Origin of the sequence: Streptomyces sp. NBC_01431, from assembly GCF_036231355.1 — a bacterium.
Lineage (GTDB): Bacteria > Actinomycetota > Actinomycetes > Streptomycetales > Streptomycetaceae > Streptomyces.
Genome location: NZ_CP109496.1, coordinates 3,113,703 through 3,131,532, shown reverse-complemented (window position 1 = coordinate 3,131,532; position 17,830 = coordinate 3,113,703). Strand labels below are relative to the sequence as shown.

Genomic DNA, 17,830 nt, shown 5'->3' with positions numbered 1-17,830 from the left:
CGTGTGGGGGAGGGCCGACCCGTGCCGAACCTCCCGGGCGGCGCCCCGGTGCCGCTCGGTGTCGGACACAGCTGTGCCGCAGGCGGGTCCCGTCGCCCTCGTAGGCGAGGATGGGCCCCATGCCGAATCGCCTGGCCCACGAGACGTCCCCCTATCTCCTCCAGCACGCCGACAACCCCGTCGACTGGTGGCCCTGGTCGCCCGAGGCCTTCGAGGAGGCCCGGGAGCGCGGGGTCCCGGTGCTGCTCAGCGTCGGATACAGCAGCTGTCACTGGTGCCACGTCATGGCGCACGAGTCCTTCGAGGACGAGACCACGGCCGCCTACCTCAACGAGCACTTCGTGAGCGTCAAGGTGGACCGCGAGGAGCGCCCCGACATCGACGCCGTCTACATGGAGGCCGTGCAGGCCGCCACCGGCCAGGGCGGCTGGCCCATGACGGTGTTCCTGACGGCCGACGGCGAACCCTTCTACTTCGGAACCTACTTCCCGCCCGCGCCGCGCCACGGCATGCCGTCCTTCCGGCAGATCCTGGAAGGCGTGAAGGCGGCCTGGACCGGTCGCCGGGACGAGGTGGGCGAGGTCGCGGGCAAGATCGTACGAGACCTGTCGTCCCGCGAACTCGCCCACTCCGGCACCGGGCTGCCCGGCGAGGCCGAACTCTCCCAGGCCCTGCTCGGTCTCACCCGCGACTACGACGAACAGCACGGCGGGTTCGGCGGCGCGCCCAAGTTCCCGCCGTCGATGTCCCTCGAATTCCTGCTGCGCCACTTCACGCGCACCGGCGCGGAAGGCGCCCTCCAGATGGCCGCCGACAGCTGCGAGGCGATGGCTCGCGGCGGCATCTACGACCAGCTCGGCGGCGGCTTCGCCCGCTACTCGGTCGACCGTGCCTGGGTGGTGCCGCACTTCGAGAAGATGCTCTACGACAACGCCCTGCTGTGCCGCGTGTACGCGCACCTGTGGCGGGCCACCGGGTCCGAGCTCGCGCGGCGGGTCGCGTTGGAGACCGCCGACTTCATGGTGCGCGAGCTGCGGACCAACGAGGGCGGGTACGCCTCCGCGCTGGACGCCGACAGCGATGACGGGACCGGGCGGCACGTGGAGGGGGCGTTCTACGTGTGGACGCCCGCCCAGCTCGCCGAGGTGCTGGGTGAGCGGGACGGGCAGGCCGCCGCCCGGCACTTCGGGGTGACCGAGGAGGGGACCTTCGAGGAGGGCGCCTCGGTCCTTCAACTCCCGCCGGATGGAGGGCCGTTGGACACTTCCGTACGGGAGCGGCTCCTCGCGGCGCGCGAGTTGCGCGAGCGGCCGGGGCGCGACGACAAGGTGGTCGCGGCCTGGAACGGCCTGGCGATCGCGGCGCTCGCCGAGACCGGCGCGCTCTTCGACCGGCCGGACCTGGTCGAGCGCGCGACGGAGGCCGCGGATCTGCTCGTACGGGTCCACATGGACGCCCACGCCCGGCTCACCCGCACCTCCAAGGACGGCCGGGCCGGCCTGAACGCGGGGGTGCTGGAGGACTACGGCGACGTCGCCGAGGGCTTCCTCGCGCTCGCCGGGGTGACGGGGGAGGGGGTCTGGCTGGAGTTCGCCGGGTTCCTGCTCGACATCGTCCTCGACCAGTTCGTCGGCGAGCGGGGGGCGCTGTACGACACCGCGCACGACGCGGAGAAGCTCATCCGGCGGCCGCAGGACCCGACGGACAACGCGACCCCCTCGGGGTGGACGGCCGCGGCCCAGGCCCTGCTCTCGTACGCGGCGCACACCGGCTCCGAGGCGCACCGCAGTGCGGGGGAGGGGGCGTTGGGGGTCGTCAACGCGCTCGGGCCGCGGGCGCCGCGGTTCATCGGGTGGGGGCTCGCCGCCGCCGAGGCGCTGCTCGACGGGCCGCGTGAGGTGGCGGTGGTGGGGGCGTCCACCGATCCGCGGACCTCGGCGTTGCACCGGACGGCGCTGCTCTCGTCCGCTCCGGGGGCGGTGGTCGCGGTGGGGGCGCCGGACAGTGAGGAGTTCCCGCTGCTGGCGGGGCGGCCGCTCGTGGACGGGGGGCCCGCCGCGTACGTGTGCCGACGGTTCACCTGTGACGCGCCCGTCACCACGCCGGAGGAGCTGGCCCAGGCGCTGGGTTAGCCCCCACGTACAGCCCGCGGTCGACAGGGGGTTGGGGGCCCGGCCCCCTAACTCCCGCCCAGGGACAGGCCTGTGTCGAGGGTCGTCATGGTTCGGGCGATCAGCTCCAGGAGGTCGTCCCGGTGGCCCCGTTCCGCCCAGTACACCGTCGTCTCGTGGAGCGCGCCCAGAACCGCCATCGCGAAGACGCGGACCTCCAGGTCCACCTCCGGGCGGCCGGTGCGTTGCGCGAGGACCTCGCACAGAAGACGGCTGGTGTCGGCCACCGACTCCATCATGCGGGCCCGCAGCGCCGGGACCTCGGCGATCAGCCGGGTGCGCTGGAGCGTTTCGTCGCGGTCGTGCAGCAGCGAGAGCCGGACCCCCTCGGTGATGACGTGCCGCAGCGATTCCAGCGGAGGTTCGGCGGCGGGCCGGGCGCGCATCAGCTCCACCATGACCGGGTCGAACTCGTCGGTCAGGACGATGTCTTCCTTGGTGGGGAAGTACCGGAAGACCGTGGACTGCGAGACCTCCGCCGCCTCCGCGATCTGCTCGACCGTCGTGGCCTCGTATCCCTGCTCCGTGATCAGCGCGTAGGTGGCCCGGCGGATCGCGGTGCGGGTCTTGATCTTCTTGCGTTCCCGCAGGCTCAGTTGGGGCTGGAGGCTCTGCGCGAGGGTGCCGAGGGGGGTGGCGCTGGGGCGGGAGGTGGCGGCCATGTCGTCATTGTCGGGCATCGCACGGGGCGTGGGGCACGCCGCCGGACGCCGGCGCCCGGCCGGTCGGGGCCGCAAGCGCCGGGTGCGCGAAGGGCCCCCGCAACGCGCCCTTTCGCGCGGGCCCTTCGAGGTCATCCGTGCTGGTAGGCCACCAGGGAGATGCCGACGTAGTGCACGACGAAGGCGGCGAGGGTCAGTGAGTGGAACACCTCGTGGAAGCCGAAGAAGCGCGGCGACGGGTTCGGGCGCTTCATCCCGTAGATGACGCCGCCCGCGCTGTAGAGCAGCCCGCCCACGATCACCAGGACGAGCACCGCGATGCCGCCGGTCCGCATGAAGTCGGGCAGGAAGAAGACGGCCGCCCAGCCCATCGCCAGGTAGCAGGGGGTGTAGAGCCAGCGCGGGGCGCTGATCCAGAACACCCGGAAGACGATGCCGGCTCCGGCGGCCGCCCACACCGCCCACAGCAGGACGCGGCCGGTGGAGCCGGGCAGCAGGAGCAGCGTGAGCGGGGTGTAGGTGCCCGCGATGATCAGGAAGATGTTGGCGTGGTCGAGGCGGCGCAGGATGGCCTCGCCGCGCGGGCCCCAGTTGCCCCGGTGGTAGAGGCCGCTGACGCCGAAGAGCAGGCAGGCGGTCAGCACGTAGATTCCGCAGGCGATCCGGGCCTTGGTGGAACCCGCCAGGGCGGTCAGTACCAGGCCCGAGATCAGTACGGCGGGGAACATTCCCGCATGCAGCCAGCCGCGCAGCTTCGGCTTCACCTGTTGTGTCACCGGGTCGATAGCCGGTGCCATCACCTGATCAGTCATGGTCCGAATGCTACCTACGGACCCGTAGGTTACGGATAGGTACGGCGTGTTACGCAGCGTCCGTTGGTCATCCGGTAAGTGAACGGCAAATGGCTGTTAAGGAGGCGGTAAGTGGTGATGCTCACGTGAGAGGCCCCCTGGACATATGGGCGAACGGCGCGGAAGATCAGATGAGTGCGGTCGGCACCGGATGAGCGCCAACAGGAACCAAGGGGTCAAGCATCCGGGTCGCAGCCCCCACGGGGCGGCAATGAAGAAGTACGTCAAACCCGTCCAAAGACCCTCATCAAGGAGCGATCGTGGCGCGCGATATCGCGGCTCCCCTCTCAGCCCCCACCAAGCACCAGGAACTGATCTCGTGGGTCAACGAGATCGCGGAACTGACCCAGCCGGACAACGTGGTCTGGTGCGACGGATCCGAGGCCGAGTACGAGCGCCTGTGCGGGGAGCTCGTCGCCAAGGGCACCTTCAAGAAGCTCGACGAGGCCAAGCGCCCCAACTCGTACTACGCCGCCTCCGACCCGCGTGACGTCGCCCGGGTCGAGGACCGTACCTTCATCTGCTCCGAGAAGGAGCAGGACGCGGGCCCGACCAACCATTGGAAGGCCCCCGCCGAGATGAAGGACGTCTTCGCGGGCGAGAAGGGGATCTTCCGCGGCTCGATGCGCGGCCGCACGATGTATGTCGTCCCGTTCTGCATGGGTCCGGTCGGCTCGCCGCTCTCCGCGATCGGCGTCGAGATCACCGACTCCGCCTACGTCGCCGTCTCGATGCGCACCATGACCCGCATGGGACAGCGCGTCCTGGACGAGCTCGGCACCGACGGCTTCTTCGTCAAGGCCGTCCACACCCTCGGCGCGCCGCTGGCCGAGGGCGAGGCGGACGTGCCGTGGCCCTGCAACACCACCAAGTACATCTCGCACTTCCCCGAGTCGCGCGAGATCTGGTCCTACGGTTCGGGCTACGGCGGCAACGCCCTGCTCGGCAAGAAGTGCTACGCGCTGCGCATCGCCTCCGTCATGGCGCGCGACGAGGGCTGGCTCGCCGAGCACATGCTCGTCCTGAAGCTGACCCCGCCGCAGGGCGAGCCGAAGTACGTCACCGCGGCCTTCCCGAGCGCCTGCGGCAAGACCAACCTCGCCATGCTGGAGCCGACGATCCCCGGCTGGAAGGTCGAGACGATCGGCGACGACATCGCCTGGATGCGGTTCGGCGAGGACGGCCGGCTGTACGCGATCAACCCCGAGGCCGGTTTCTTCGGCGTCGCGCCCGGCACCGGTGAGCACACCAACGCCAACGCCATCAAGACGCTGTGGGGCAACTCCGTCTTCACCAACGTCGCGCTGACCGACGACGGCGACGTGTGGTGGGAGGGCATGACCGAGACGGCGCCCGCGCACCTCACGGACTGGAAGGGCAACGACTGGACGCCCGCGTCCGACACCCCGGCCGCCCACCCCAACGCCCGCTTCACCGTGCCGGCCGGGCAGTGCCCGACCATCGCGCCGGAGTGGGAGGACCCCAAGGGCGTGCCGATCTCGGCGATCCTCTTCGGCGGCCGCCGCGCCTCCGCGGTGCCGCTGGTCACCGAGTCCTTCGACTGGAACCACGGGGTCTTCCTGGGTGCGAACGTCGCCTCGGAGAAGACCGCCGCGGCCGAGGGCAAGGTCGGCGAGCTGCGCCGCGACCCGTTCGCGATGCTGCCGTTCTGCGGCTACAACATGGGCGACTACATGGCCCACTGGGTCAAGGTCGGCGAACGCGCCGCGGCAAAGGGGGACGCCGCCAAGCTGCCGAAGATCTACTACGTGAACTGGTTCCGCAAGAACGACGCGGGCAAGTTCGTGTGGCCCGGCTTCGGCGAGAACAGCCGCGTCCTGAAGTGGATCGTGGAGCGCCTTGAGGGCAAGGCCGAGGGCGTCGAGACCTCCATCGGCATCCTGCCGACGAAGGAGTCCCTCGACACCGACGGCCTGGACCTGCCGGAGGCCGACCTGGAGTTCCTGCTCAAGGTCGACACCGAGGTCTGGCGCGAGGAGGCGGCGCTGGTGCCCGAGCACCTCAACACCTTCGGCGACCACGCGCCCAAGGAGCTGTGGGACCAGTACCGCGCGCTGGTCTCCCGCCTGGGCTGACCGCCCACCCCCGAACACCCCCCGGTCGCGGCCGGCCGCCTGTGCTGGTGCGGCCGTGGCCGGGGGCCTCGCGGCGGGCCGGACCGACGTCCGCCCTGACCTGTGGGGTCATCCCCCGACCCGCCGCGTGCCGACCGGCCCCCGGAGTCCCCTCACGGCTCCGGGGGCCGGTCGCGTTGCGGGGCGGCGCGAAGGGGGACGACCGCACGGTCCGTGGCGTACCGGCCCCTCGGCAGCTCAGGGGTGAACATGCCCATGTCGCAGGCGGCGGCGGGGAGTTGCTCGACACGGGACGGGCGGGGGCCGCGCGCCGTCTTCCAGGAGGCGCCCTGGCGGGGCAGGTGGAACAAGGGCTCCCGGTCCGCGGACCTCCACGGCTCGCGGACCGGGGCCGATCAAGGGCCGCTCAGGAGGCGGCGGTGAGGGTGCCGGCGGCGGCGTGCGCGTCCATGCGCTCGGCCGCGAGGATCGCGGCGGCGGTGTCCGCGCGCGAGGCGGCGACGACCAGGGCGCGGCCCGCGAGCGCGTGGGCGCGGGCGTGCAGGGCGTCGGCGTCGGCACGGCTGAGCCCGGCGTGACGGACCGGCGGCAGACCGCCGCGCAGCCGGGCGACCTGCCGTGCGATGGCGTCCCCGGCTTCGGTGAGCCCGAGCTCGTCGGTGACGGCGAGCAGCGCGGAGAGGTGTCCGGCGAGCTGGATGTCCAGCTCCTCCTCGCGGGAGCGGTGCGGGATGCGGGCGCTGTCGGCGGCCACCGTGTGGACCGACTTGGTCCGGATCGGTTCGTACATGGGATGGCCTCCTGGGTGTCTCAGGAAGCCATCCTAGCTTAGATTCTGTCTAAAGTTGAGTCGGGCCCAGAATGTGGTACACGGCTTGCTACATCTGGCTGTAGCCGTCGAGGAACGTCCCGATCCGGGTCACCGCGTCCGCCAGGTCCTTCGCGGAGGGCAGCGTGACGATCCGGAAGTGGTCCGGCTCGGGCCAGTTGAAGCCGGTCCCGTGGACCACCATGATCTTCTCCGCGCGGAGCAGGTCCAGGACCATCTGACGGTCGTCCTTGACCTTGTAGACGTTCGGGTCGAGCCGCGGGAAGAGGTACAGCGCGCCCTTCGGCTTGACGCAGGTGACGCCGGGGATCTGCGTGAGCAGTTCGTACGCCGTGTCCCGCTGTTCGAGCAGCCGCCCGCCCGGCAGCACCAGCTGCTCGATCGACTGCCGGCCGCCGAGCGCGGTGGCCACAGCGTGCTGGGACGGCATGTTCGCGCACAGCCGCATGTTGGCGAGGATGGTCAGGCCCTCGATGTACGAGGACGCGTGGGCCTTCGGCCCGCACACCGCGAGCCAGCCGGAGCGGTATCCCGCCACCCGGTAGTTCTTCGAGAGGCCGTTGAACGTGAGGACCATCAGGTCCGGCGCGATCACCGCGGTCGGAGTGTGGGTGGCCCCGTCGTACAGGATGCGGTCGTAGATCTCGTCGGAGCAGACGACCAGGTTGTGGCGGCGGGCGATCTCGGTCAGACCGCGCAGCATCTCGTCGTCGTACACCGCACCCGTCGGGTTGTTCGGGTTGATGATGACGATGGCCTTGGTGCGGTCGGTGACCTTGCGCTCGATGTCGGCGAGGTCGGGCATCCAGTCGGCCTGCTCGTCGCAGCGGTAGTGCACGGCGGTGCCGCCCGCGAGCGAGACGGAGGCGGTCCACAGCGGGTAGTCCGGGGCCGGGACCAGCACCTCGTCGCCGTCGTCGAGCAGCGCCTGCATCGACATCTGGATGAGCTCGGAGACGCCGTTGCCGAGGTAGACGTCCTCGATGTCGAGCTCGATGCCCTTGGTCTGGTAGTGCTGCATCACCGCGCGGCGCGCGGACAGCAGGCCCTTCGCGTCGCCGTACCCGTGCGCCCCCGCCAGGTTGCGGAGGATGTCCTCCAGGATCTCCGGCGGGCACTCGAAGCCGAACGCCGCGGGGTTGCCCGTGTTCAGCTTGAGGATGCGGTGGCCCTGCGCCTCCAGGCGCATGGCCTCCTCAAGAACCGGGCCCCGGATCTCGTAACAGACATTGGCGAGCTTCGTCGACTGGATCACCTGCATGACGGCAACCTTACGGGCGGGTTTCGCCGGGTGCCTCGGCTTTACGCCGGGCGGCCGTGCGGGGGAGTTGGTGCCGGCTTCCATCGCAATGTGCGGGTTGCCCTCGGGGCAGGGGAAGGGCGGGTGGCGGGGGTCGTGGGGCTTGGATGTTGGGTGCCGGGGCCCTGGGGATGAGATCTTCCCCACCCCGCCCCTTTGGCGTGACGCTTCGCGGCTTCCCCCGGGTGCCGGGCGCTGACTCCGGCCCCCGCTCCTCAGTCGCCGCCGGGACCGGATCCGGCCGCCGACCGGGGTTGTTCGCTGCCCGCCGCCAGTGCCGCCACCCCCGTCAGCCACCCCAGCACCAGCCCCCACACCGCCCCGAAGGCCGCGCCCACCACCACGTACCCGACCCACCCCGCCGGGCCCGACTCGACCATGCGGGCGGTGACCATACCGCGCCACGCTCCGGCCGCCGCCGCTCCCGCGATCAGGGCGGTCCAGCCGGCCAGGAGCCGGCGCAGGCGGCCCGCTCGCCGGTGGCGGCGTACGTGGCGGCGCACGCGCACCACCGCCACCGCCACCAGGACCGCCACCGCGAAGTCCTCGCACAGCAGTGGCGTCCACCCCGTACTTCCGAACGGCACCGCGCGCAGCGCGGGCAGCGCGAACGGCACCCCCAGTGCGCTCGGCACCAAGGTCATCCCCTCGTGCGCGGTGAAGGCGGTCCGCAGCGGGGTGAGGCCGAGGAGCAGTGCGAGCAGCAGGCAGACTCCGGCGACGGCAGCCGCCGCCCGCTCGATTCCGGGCAGACGCATGGCCGGACCCTAGGGCACGCGGAGGCTGTTGAGAAGATGCTGAACAATGCTCAACTAAGGCCGTGAACAGGGGTGTTGAATGACGGAGGGAGCGTTTAGGGTCCCGCCATGCGGCAATGGCGGGCGATCGGGTGGACGGTGACGGGTGCGGTCGTGGCGATGGCCGCAGCCCTCCTCGTGGCGGTCGGGCCGCCGCAGGCCCCGCCCGTGCGCACGGCGGCCGGTCACCGCTGGATCACCGACGACCAGGGCCGCGCCCTCGTCCTGACCGGCCTGAACACCGCGAGCAGCGCCAAGTCCCGCCCCGACGGCCTCCCCTGGATCAAGGAGGCCGACGTGCAGCGCGAGGCGGACGAGCTCGGGTCCGACTTCGTACGCCTGCTGATCCAGTGGCGGAACGTGGAGCCGCGGCCCGGCGAGTACGACGACCACTACCTGGCGCAGGTCGCCGAGCGCGTGCGCTGGTACGGGGCGCGCGGCTACCACGTGATGCTCGACATGCACCAGGACGTCTACGGCCCCGCCGTCAAGGGCAACGGCGCGCCCGCGTGGGCGACCGAGGCGGAGGGGCTGCCGGTCGCCGCGCAGGGGCAGTGGGAGCTGACGTACCTGGAGCCGGGGACGGTGCGGGCCTTCGACAACTTCTGGGGCAACCGCACGGCGAGCCGTGATCTGCGCGGGCACTACGCCGCCGCCTGGGCCCATGTCGCCCGCCGCTTCGCCGACGACCCCGCCGTCCTCGGCTACGACCTGATGAACGAGCCCTTCGGCGGCAGCGTCCAGGGCCCCGCCTTCGAAGCGGGCCCGCTCGCCGCCCTCTACCGGCAGACCATCACCGCGATCCGCGCGGTCGACGCCGGCTCCTGGATCTTCGTGGAACCCGAGGCCGTCAGCGCCAACTGGGGCCTGCCGAGTGCCCTTCCGTACCTCACGGACCCCCGCGGCGACGGCGGCGCGGCACGGATCGCGTACGCGCCCCACCTCTACCCCCTCCCGATGGACCTCGGCGCCGGCTACACCGGCGACGCCGCGAGGTGGGTGGACCGGACGCTCGCATCCTGGCGCGAGCAGACCGAGAAGACCGCCCGCCGCCTCGGCGCCCCCGTCCTCATCGGCGAGTACGGACTCGACATCACGCTGCCCGGCGCGCCGCGCTATGTCGCCAAGGTGCGGGCCATGGCCGAGGACATGGGCGCGGGCACCGCCTACTGGTCCAACGACCCCGGATCCTGGGCCCCTTGGGACCAGAGCCTCAGGCCGACCCCGCTGCTCCCGGTCCTCGACCGGCCGCAGCCGAGGGCGATCGCGGGAGACCCCCTCTCGTACGCCTGGGACGCGTCGGCCCGCACCCTGTCGGTGAGCTGGCGCCCGAAGGACGGCGTGCGCGGCGACACCGAGGTGTACCTGCCCGCCCGCGACTTCCCCCGCGGTGGCGTCGTGGAGGGCGCGAGCGCGGGCTTCTGGGATGCCAAGTCCCGGATCCTGCACATCACTTCGGGTGGCGCGGGCCCGCAGGGCGTCTCGGTGCGGATCCGCCCCAAGGCCTGACCGAAAAGCCGTGGGACGGGTATTGAGCCATCCGCGCCGGCGCGGTGTTGTGCCGCGCGCGGGGCTCTTCCTAGCGTGCTCGACGTCCGCCCCGCACGTTCCCCAGGAGGCAGTCGCATGACCGACCGGGCCCGTGGACGGCTGCGCTGGCGAGAGCTGCTGGCCGCCGCGCAGCACGAGTACGACGCGCCGGCTCCGCACTACGACAGGGTGATCGAGCTCCTCGACCACGTGGTCGGGGCCGCCGTCGACCCGGCCGCCGTGCCCGCCGCGACCCTGCGCAGCGCGAAGGCCCTCCAGGCCCTGGCGCTCACCCAGCTCGCCTACTCCGCCGACTACGGGCCGCTGCGCACCGTCTACCTGACCGCGGCCCGTGCCCTGTCCACGGCATCCCTCAGCGCGCCCCGCCCGTACGCCGTACCGAACGGCCGGCCAGGACGCCGGTCCGCCTGCCGTCCTTGATGACGAACTTCCCGTCGATCAGGACGTACGGGATGCCGACCGGCAGGGTGCGCGGGGAGTCGAAGGTGGAACCGGCGGCGACGGTCTCCGGGTCGAAGAGGACGAGGTCCGCGCGGTAGCCCTCGCGGACCAGGCCCCAGTCGGGCAGCCGCAACCGGGCGGCGGGCCGGCCCGTGAGGTGCGCGACCATCTCCTCCAGCGCAAGGATCCCCAACTCCCGTGAGTAGTGCCCGAGATAGCGCGGGAACGTGCCGTACGCGCGCGGGTGGGGCTTGTCCCCCTGGAGGATGCCGTCGCTGCCGCCGGTGTGCACCGGGTGCCGCATGATCGTCCGGACGTTCTCCTCGTGGCCGACGTGCTGGAGGATGGTCGAGCCGAGCCCGTCCTCGATGAGCAGCCGGCGAGCGGTGGCCCAGGGCGCCTCTCCGCGCAGGGCGGCGGACCGGGCGACGGTCTTGCCGACGCAGCCCACGAGCCCGGGGTGGCTGACGCCGGAGATCTCGATCGCGCCCCAGTCGATGGGCACCCCGTGACACCCGTCCGCACCGACCGCCTCCATGTGGTGCCGGATGCGCTCGGCGGTGTCGTCGTCCTGGAGCCGCGCGAGAACGGCCTCGGGTCCGCCGACACTCGCCCAACTGGGCAGCATCGCCACGAGGGTTGTGCATCCGGGGGTGTACGGATACGTGTCGAGTGTGATGTCCGCCCCGGCGGCCAGCGCCTTGTCGAGCAGCGCGAGCAGCTCGGGCGCCCGGCCCTTGTTCACACCGAAGTTCATGGTGGCGTGGGCGAGGTGCAGGGCGCACCCGGCCTCGTGGGCCAGCCGCACCATCTCCTCGTACGCCTCCAGGGCGCCGGCGCCGTAGGAGCGGTGATGGGGGCAGTAATAGCCGTCGTAGCGCGCGACGACGCGGCACAGTTCGGTCAGCTCGGCGTCGCGGGCGTACATGCCCGGGGTGTACGTCAGCCCGGACGACATGCCGACCGCGCCCTGCTCCAGCCCCTCGGCCACCAACTGGCGCATGCGGTCGAGCTCTTGGGGGGTCGCGGGCCGGTCGTCCCAGCCGACGGCGTGCATCCGCACGGTGCCCTGCGGGACGAGGTAGGCGGCGTTGACGGCGATGCCCCGGTCCAGGCGGTCGAGGTACTCGCCGACGGTGCGCCAGTCGAAGTCGATGTCGCTGCCGTCGCCGTTCCATCCGGTGATGGCTTTGCGTACCTCGGCGAGAGTGCGGTCGTCGACGGGCGCGTACGAGAGCCCGTCCTGCCCCAGTACCTCCAGGGTGACCCCCTGGGCGGCCTTCGCGCTGTGGTCCGGGTCGCGGAGCAGGGCGAGGTCGGAGTGGGCGTGCATGTCGATGAACCCGGGGGCGAGGGCGAGTCCGTGCGCGTCGAGCGTGCGGGTGGCGGTGAGCGGGGGCTGGCCGGCGCCCCGGATCGCGGCGATCCGGCCGTTGTCGATGCCGATGTCCGCGGGGTAGGAGGGAGCGCCGGTGCCGTCGATGACGCGGGTGCGCTTGATGACCAGGTCCATGGGGTGGCTCCCTCTCGGTGATACGGCTGCTTGTGGTTCCGTCCCGGGAGAGTGGGCTCAGCCGAATCGGGCCTCTCCGGCGTGTGAGGAGCGGGGCCCGGGACGGAGCCCCGGGCGGGGGCGTCCCCGGCTCAGAAGAACGTGCGGATGTAGTCCGACACCACCCCGTCCTCCTCCACGAGAGGGATCAGCGCCCACTTGTCGAACACCGTGCACGGGTGCGAAAGCCCCAGCCCCACCCAGTCGCCCACGGCCAGTGGGACCCCCTCCCGCGTCCGCAACCAGCCGTGCTGATCGGACAGCCCCGTCACCGTGACCCCCTCCGCCGGGCGCACCGCCCCCGTCACCCCGTCCCGTACGACCTGCGCCTCGGGCAGATCCAGGTCGTACGCCGCGTCCCGCTTGCCCGCGTTCACGAAGGCCTGTGTGGGGGAGGGCCGCGAGACGACCTGCGCCCAGAGCCGGAAGGCGGGCTGGAGCGAGCCCTCGTCGGGGACCCGGTTGAAGGGGGTCAGCTTCCGGTAGTGCCCGGAGTCGTGCGAGACGTAGGCACCGGAGCGCAGCAACTTCAGTACGGGAAGGGAGAGTTGGGGTACTTCCGCGAAGGACTCCGCCACCGTGTCGAACCACGCGGAGCCACCCGCGCTGAGCACGATCTCGTCGAGCCCCGCGAACCGCCCGGCCCGGTCGAAGCCGACGGCCAGCGAGACGAGGCGGTCGAGGTAGGCGCGCACCCGCTCCGGGTCGGCCCCCGGCACCTCGCCCTCGTACCCCGCCACCCCGACGAGCCGCAGGGTGGCCGCGCCCGCCACCGCGTCCGCGACCGCCGCGCCCTGTTCGGCCGTGCGCACCCCGGTGCGCGCGCCATCGCCCGCGGCGAGTTCCACCACCACGTCCACCGGCCGCGCCGTGCCGCGCAGCGCCGAGTCCATCAGCTCGACACCGCGTACGGAGTCGACGTAGCAGATGAAGTGGAACTCCGGGTCCCGCGCCAGCTCCCCGGCGATCCAGGCCAGCGCGGCGGGATCGACCAGTTCGTTGGCGAGGAAGACCCGCCGCGTCCCGAACTCCCTTGCCACCCGCACCTGGTGGGGCACCGCGAGGGTGATTCCCCAGGCGCCGCGCTCGACCTGGCGGGCGAAGAGCTGCGGCGCCATCGTCGTCTTGCCGTGCGGCGCGAAGGCCAGCCCGTGGCGTTCGGCGTACGTCTCCAGGAGGGCGAGGTTGTGCTCGACCGACTCGGCGGACAGCGCGAGGACCGGCGTGGTGAAGCCGCCGGTGAACAGGTTGCGGCGTTCGGCGGCCAGCTCGGCGACGGTCAGCCCCTCCGCGTCCGGCGGGAGCCCCTTGAAGCGGTGGTCGACGCGTTCGGTGCCCAGCTTCTTGAGCCGGTGGACCCGCTGTTCGCGATCGGTGGCTGCCACGGAAACCTCGCCCTCCTCGAAGCCGTTGCATTATTTGCAACGGCCATTGCGTGTGCCGCTCAATGCTGTCTAACATCCGGGCCAACGCCCGGTCAATGGCCGGTCCAGGCCGCCCACCAGCGAGGAGCCAGAAGTGACCATCGCAGCCCCGGCCGCCGCCGACAGCGCCGGTGATGTCGACGTCGTCTGCCTCGGCGAGTCCATGGTCACCTTTCTGCCCACCCGGCCGGGCCGCCTCGCCGATGTGCCCGCCTTCGAGCGGACGATCGGCGGCGCCGAGTCCAACGTGGCGTGCGCGCTGGCCGCGGCCGGGCACACGGTGAAGTGGGTGAGCCGGGTCGGCGCGGACGGCTTCGGCGACCATCTGGTCGCGGCGATCGGAGGGTACGGGGTCGATGTGAGCGCGGTGCGCCGGGACCCGGTGCGGCCGACCGGCATCTACTTCCGCACCGCCGACGACCGGGCCGCCGGGGGCCACGAGGTCCTCTACTACCGGGCCGGGTCCGCCGCTTCCGCGATGTCGTCGGCCACCGTGCCGCTGCGGGACCTGTGGGCCGGACGCATCCTGCACCTCTCCGGCATCACCGCCGCCCTGTCCCCCGACTGCCTCGCCCTGATGCGCGACCTCGCCGTCCGCCGCCCCGCCCGGCCCCTCCTCTCGTTCGACGTCAACCACCGGCCGGGGCTGTGGCGGGACCGGATGGGGGCGGGGGTGCTGCTTGAGCTGGCCCGGGGGGCCGACGTCGTCTTCGTGGGGGAGGACGAGGCGCAGGAGGCGTGGGGGCTGCGTGGAGCCGAGGCCATCCGGGCGGCGCTGCCCGAGCCGGGCGTGGTGGTGGTGAAGCGGGGGGTCGCCGGGGCGACCGTGTTCGCGCGGGAGGGCGCCCCCACCCCGCCCCTTCCCGAGCCCCTCCGGGAGGCGGGTGCCGAGTGCGGGCCCTCGCCGGCGGCGGCACCCGGGGACGCGCGCTCCTCGAACACCGGGTCCGCGCGGCTGGGCCCTGCGCTCGACGGCGACGCCCATTACTTCGTCCCCTCCCTCCGCGTCGATGTCGTCGCCCCCACCGGCGCCGGCGACGCCTTCGCCGCCGGGTTCCTCTCGGGGACCCTGCGCGGGCTGCCCGTGCCGGCGCGGATCCGGCACGGGCACCTCATGGCCGCCGCCGTGCTCACCGTGCCCGGTGACCTCACCGCGCCCGCCCCGCGCGCGCACGCCGACCGGCTTGTCGGCCTGGACGACGACGCCTGGGGGAGACTGCGTGTCGGCCCCGGGTGGACGGGGGACGACCAGGAGGTACGTACGTCATGAGCCAGACCGTCGACCGCGCGCTGAGCATCCTGCCGCTGCTCGCCCAGGGGCCCGCCGACCTCGGGCAGGTCGCAGACCGGCTCGGGGTGCACAAGTCCACCGCCCTGCGCCTGCTGCGCACCCTGCACGAGCACGGGCTGGTCTACCGCCAGGAGGACCAGCGCTACCGGCTCGGCGCCCGTCTCTTCGCGCTCGCGCAGGAGGCGATCGAGAACCTGGACGTACGGGAGATCGCGCACCCCCACCTCGTCGCGCTCAACGAGCGGATCGGGCACACCGTCCACCTGGCCGTGTACGAGGAGGGCGAGGTGCTCTACATCGACAAGGTGGAGAGCCGCTACCCGGTCCGGATGTACTCGCGGATCGGCAGGCCCGTCGCGATCACCGTCGCCGCGGTGGCGAAGCTGCTCCTCGCCGACCTTCCCGAGGCCGAGCGCCGCACCGTCGCGGAGAAGCTCGACTACCCCACCTACACGTCCCGTTCGACGCCCAACGCGGCCGCCTTCCTCAAGGAGCTGGCCGCGGTGCGCGAACAGGGCTGGGCCACCGACCTCGGTGGCCACGAGGAGTCCATCAACTGCGTCGCGGCGCCCGTCCGCGGGGCGGACGGACGGGTCGTCGCCGCCATGTCGGTCTCCGCGCCCAACGTCGTCGTCACCGCCGAGGAACTCCTCGCCCTGCTCCCGCAGGTGCGCCGCACCGCGGAAGCGGTCAGCCGCGAGTACTCCGGAAGCCCCGTCAACTCCACACAGGGTTCCACCCGCCCCAACCACCCCCATGAGGACACAAGTTCATGACTGAGAAGACCGCCATCACCCCCTCCACGCACACCACGCCGCCCGCCAGGTTCTCCCACGGCGTCAGGAAGGGGAACATCCTCCAGGTGGCCGGGCAGGTCGGGTTCCTGCCCGCGGTGGCGGGGCAGGCGCCCACCCCGGCCGGTCCCACCCTGCGCGAGCAGACCCTCCAGACCTTCGCCAACGTCAAGGCGATCCTGGAGGAGGGCGGCGCGAGCTGGGACGACGTGATGATGATGCGCGTCTACCTCACCGACGTGGACCACTTCGCGGAGATGAACGAGATCTACAACGCGTACTTCGAGGAGCAGGGCCTGAAGGCCCCCGCCGCCGCCCGCACCACCGTCTACGTCGGTCTGCCCAAGGGCCTCCTCATCGAGATCGACGCCCTGGCCGTTCTGGACGCGTAACCCCGGACCCCTTGAAGGAAATCCCGCCGCAGTGCCCTTAGCCCCACCGCTCGACCCGCCGCACGGTGCGGCGCCCCGGACCGCCGGGGTGCCGTGCCGCGGTCCCCCCTGCCCCGGAACCCCCCTGCTGCACAACGGAGTTGGCACATGTTGTTCCAAGCTGTCGCGGCCGCCGCCCCACCACAACCCGTCCACACGGGCGGCATCCTCCCCCTCATCGGCGGCACCGCCGGTCTGCTGACCGTCGCCGTCCTCGGGATCGCCCTCCTCCTCTTCCTGATCATCAAGGTCAGGCTCCAGCCGTTCGTGGCCCTGCTCGCCGTCTCCATAGCCGTCGGCCTCGGCGCGGGCCTGTCGGTCACCGAACTCTTCGGTACGGTCCAGAAGTCCGCCGCCGTCTCCACCGTCGAGAGCGGCATGGGCGGCATCCTCGGACACGTCGCCGTCATCATCGGCCTTGGCACCATGCTCGGCGCGATCCTCGAAGTCAGCGGCGGCGCAGAGGTGTTGAGCAGCCGGCTGCTGAACCTGTTCGGCGAGCGGCGGGCGCCGCTGGCCATGGGACTCACCGGTCTCATCTTCGGTATCCCGGTCTTCTTCGACGTCGGCATCTTCGTCCTCGCCCCCATCGTGTACGCCGCCGCCAAAAGGTCCGGCAAGTCGATCCTGCTGTACTGCATGCCGCTGCTCGCGGGCCTCTCGATGACCCACGCCTTCCTGCCGCCGCACCCCGGTCCGGTGGCCGCCGCCGGTCTCTTCCACGTCTCGCTCGGCTGGGTCATCCTGATGGGCGCCCTCGTCGGCATTCCGTCCGTGCTCGCCGCGTGGGCGTACGCCGCCTGGATCGGCAAGCGCATCTTCGTCGCGGTCCCGCAGGACATGGTGGAGGCCGCCGAGGAGGCCAGGGCCGCGGTCGCCGCCGAGCAGGAGGCCGGTGGTGTCACCCCGCACCAGGGCCCGGCGCCGCTCGGCGCGGTGCTCGCCATCATCGGGACGCCGCTGGTCCTGATCCTGGCCGCCACGTTCTCCTCGATCGCGCTCGACCCCAGCACCCCGCGGTCGGTCCTGGAGTTCTTCGGCAACCCGTTCGTGGCCCTGACCATCGCGCTGTTCCTCGCGTACTACCTGCTCGGCATCCGGCGCGGCTGGTCCCGCAAGTCATTGGAAACGGTCTCGACGGCGTCGCTGAAGCCGGTCGGCAACATCCTGCTCGTCGTCGGCGCGGGCGGCGTCTTCGGCGCGGTGCTGAAGGCGTCCGGCATCGCGGACGCGCTGGCCAGGACGTTCAACGACGTGGGCCTGCCCGTCATCCTGCTGGCCTGGCTGATCTCGGTCGTGCTCCGGGTCGCCCAGGGCTCGGCGACGGTGGCGATCGTGACGACGGCCGGCATCGTGGTCCCCCTGGTGGAGGGCGCCGACTACTCGCAGGCCCACCTCGCCCTCGTCATCATGGCGATCTCGGCGGGCTCGATCTTCGCCTCGCACGTCAACGACGGCGGGTTCTGGATGGTCGCGAAGTACTTCGGCATCAGCGAACGCGACACCCTGAAGTCCTGGACGGTCCTGGAAACGGTCCTGTCGGTCGCGGGCTTCGTGGTGACGGCACTGCTCAGCCTGGTGATCTAGGGGGGCACAGCTGGCGGTCCAGCCACAAGCCAGTTGCGAAAAGCTCAGTCGAT

At 71.9% G+C, this 17,830-nt stretch carries 16 protein-coding genes; 8 read left to right on the top strand and 8 right to left on the bottom strand.

What is annotated here, in order from left to right; translation table 11 throughout:
• The first annotated feature begins 119 nt into the window (after positions 1 to 119).
• Positions 120 to 2,132 carry a thioredoxin domain-containing protein gene (locus tag OG522_RS14220; RefSeq protein ID WP_329463352.1) on the top strand — a complete coding sequence of 671 codons (2,013 nt, stop codon included), beginning with the start codon at positions 120 to 122 and terminating at the stop codon, positions 2,130 to 2,132.
• A gap of 47 nt (positions 2,133 to 2,179) precedes the next feature.
• Here OG522_RS14220 and OG522_RS14215 read toward each other — a convergent pair whose 3' ends face one another.
• Together OG522_RS14215 and trhA are read right to left on the bottom strand one after the other, a co-directional pair.
• Positions 2,180 to 2,833, bottom strand: coding sequence for a TetR/AcrR family transcriptional regulator (locus OG522_RS14215; RefSeq protein ID WP_443074832.1), 654 nt, complete (start codon positions 2,831 to 2,833; stop codon positions 2,180 to 2,182).
• A 131-nt stretch (positions 2,834 to 2,964) separates the two neighbouring features.
• Complete coding sequence (trhA, locus tag OG522_RS14210) at positions 2,965 to 3,645, bottom strand: PAQR family membrane homeostasis protein TrhA (RefSeq protein WP_329463350.1); 681 nt, start codon at positions 3,643 to 3,645, stop codon at positions 2,965 to 2,967.
• A 299-nt stretch (positions 3,646 to 3,944) separates the two neighbouring features.
• On the opposite strand from trhA, the gene OG522_RS14205 reads away from it, so the two are divergent.
• The gene (locus OG522_RS14205) at positions 3,945 to 5,780 is read left to right on the top strand and encodes a phosphoenolpyruvate carboxykinase (GTP) (protein ID WP_329463349.1); all 1,836 of its coding nucleotides are present in this window, start codon (positions 3,945 to 3,947) and stop codon (positions 5,778 to 5,780) included.
• 152 nt (positions 5,781 to 5,932) lie between these two features.
• Here the strand turns inward: OG522_RS14205 and OG522_RS14200 are convergent, their stop codons facing one another.
• The 4 genes from OG522_RS14200 to OG522_RS14185 form a co-directional block, all read right to left on the bottom strand.
• Positions 5,933 to 6,130: a hypothetical protein gene (locus OG522_RS14200; RefSeq protein WP_329463348.1), complete on the bottom strand. Its 198-nt coding sequence runs from the start codon at positions 6,128 to 6,130 to the stop codon at positions 5,933 to 5,935.
• A gap of 56 nt (positions 6,131 to 6,186) precedes the next feature.
• Positions 6,187 to 6,570: an SCO4983 family protein gene (locus OG522_RS14195; protein WP_329463347.1), complete on the bottom strand. Its 384-nt coding sequence runs from the start codon at positions 6,568 to 6,570 to the stop codon at positions 6,187 to 6,189.
• An 88-nt stretch (positions 6,571 to 6,658) separates the two neighbouring features.
• Complete coding sequence (locus OG522_RS14190; protein ID WP_329463346.1) at positions 6,659 to 7,870, bottom strand: pyridoxal phosphate-dependent aminotransferase; 1,212 nt, start codon at positions 7,868 to 7,870, stop codon at positions 6,659 to 6,661.
• 254 nt (positions 7,871 to 8,124) lie between these two features.
• Entirely contained in the window at positions 8,125 to 8,667 is a 543-nt protein-coding gene (locus OG522_RS14185; protein ID WP_329463345.1) for a hypothetical protein, read from the bottom strand.
• Between the two features lie 108 nt (positions 8,668 to 8,775).
• Here OG522_RS14185 and OG522_RS14180 point away from each other — a divergent pair, with 108 nt between their 5' ends.
• Both OG522_RS14180 and OG522_RS14175 read left to right on the top strand, forming a co-directional pair.
• Complete coding sequence (locus OG522_RS14180; protein WP_329463344.1) at positions 8,776 to 10,215, top strand: cellulase family glycosylhydrolase; 1,440 nt, start codon at positions 8,776 to 8,778, stop codon at positions 10,213 to 10,215.
• Positions 10,216 to 10,332: 117 nt separating this feature from the next.
• On the top strand, positions 10,333 to 10,677 hold the full coding sequence (locus OG522_RS14175) for an alkyl sulfatase dimerization domain-containing protein (protein WP_329463343.1): 345 nt from the start codon (positions 10,333 to 10,335) through the stop codon (positions 10,675 to 10,677).
• On the opposite strand, the gene OG522_RS14170 is transcribed toward OG522_RS14175, so the two are convergent.
• Positions 10,610 to 12,211, bottom strand: a complete 1,602-nt coding sequence (locus OG522_RS14170; protein ID WP_329463342.1) for an N-acyl-D-amino-acid deacylase family protein — start codon at positions 12,209 to 12,211, stop codon at positions 10,610 to 10,612. The genes OG522_RS14175 and OG522_RS14170 overlap by 68 nt on opposite strands.
• Positions 12,212 to 12,342: 131 nt before the next feature.
• On the bottom strand, positions 12,343 to 13,635 hold the full coding sequence (locus OG522_RS14165; protein ID WP_329463341.1) for an amino acid deaminase: 1,293 nt from the start codon (positions 13,633 to 13,635) through the stop codon (positions 12,343 to 12,345).
• 139 nt (positions 13,636 to 13,774) lie between these two features.
• Between OG522_RS14165 and OG522_RS14160 the strand changes: the two genes are divergently transcribed.
• The 4 genes from OG522_RS14160 to OG522_RS14145 all read left to right on the top strand — a co-directional run bounded on the left by OG522_RS14160 (position 13,775) and on the right by OG522_RS14145 (position 17,777).
• On the top strand, positions 13,775 to 14,944 hold the full coding sequence (locus tag OG522_RS14160) for a sugar kinase (RefSeq protein ID WP_329467582.1): 1,170 nt from the start codon (positions 13,775 to 13,777) through the stop codon (positions 14,942 to 14,944).
• Positions 14,941 to 15,741, top strand: a complete 801-nt coding sequence (locus tag OG522_RS14155) for an IclR family transcriptional regulator (protein WP_329463340.1) — start codon at positions 14,941 to 14,943, stop codon at positions 15,739 to 15,741. Before OG522_RS14160 ends, OG522_RS14155 begins: the two co-directional genes overlap by 4 nt.
• On the top strand, positions 15,738 to 16,151 hold the full coding sequence (locus tag OG522_RS14150) for a RidA family protein (RefSeq protein ID WP_329463339.1): 414 nt from the start codon (positions 15,738 to 15,740) through the stop codon (positions 16,149 to 16,151). The genes OG522_RS14155 and OG522_RS14150 overlap by 4 nt, the downstream gene beginning before the upstream one ends.
• 147 nt (positions 16,152 to 16,298) lie before the next feature.
• Entirely contained in the window at positions 16,299 to 17,777 is a 1,479-nt protein-coding gene (locus OG522_RS14145) for a GntP family permease (RefSeq protein WP_329463338.1), read from the top strand.
• Positions 17,778 to 17,830 lie beyond the last annotated feature (53 nt).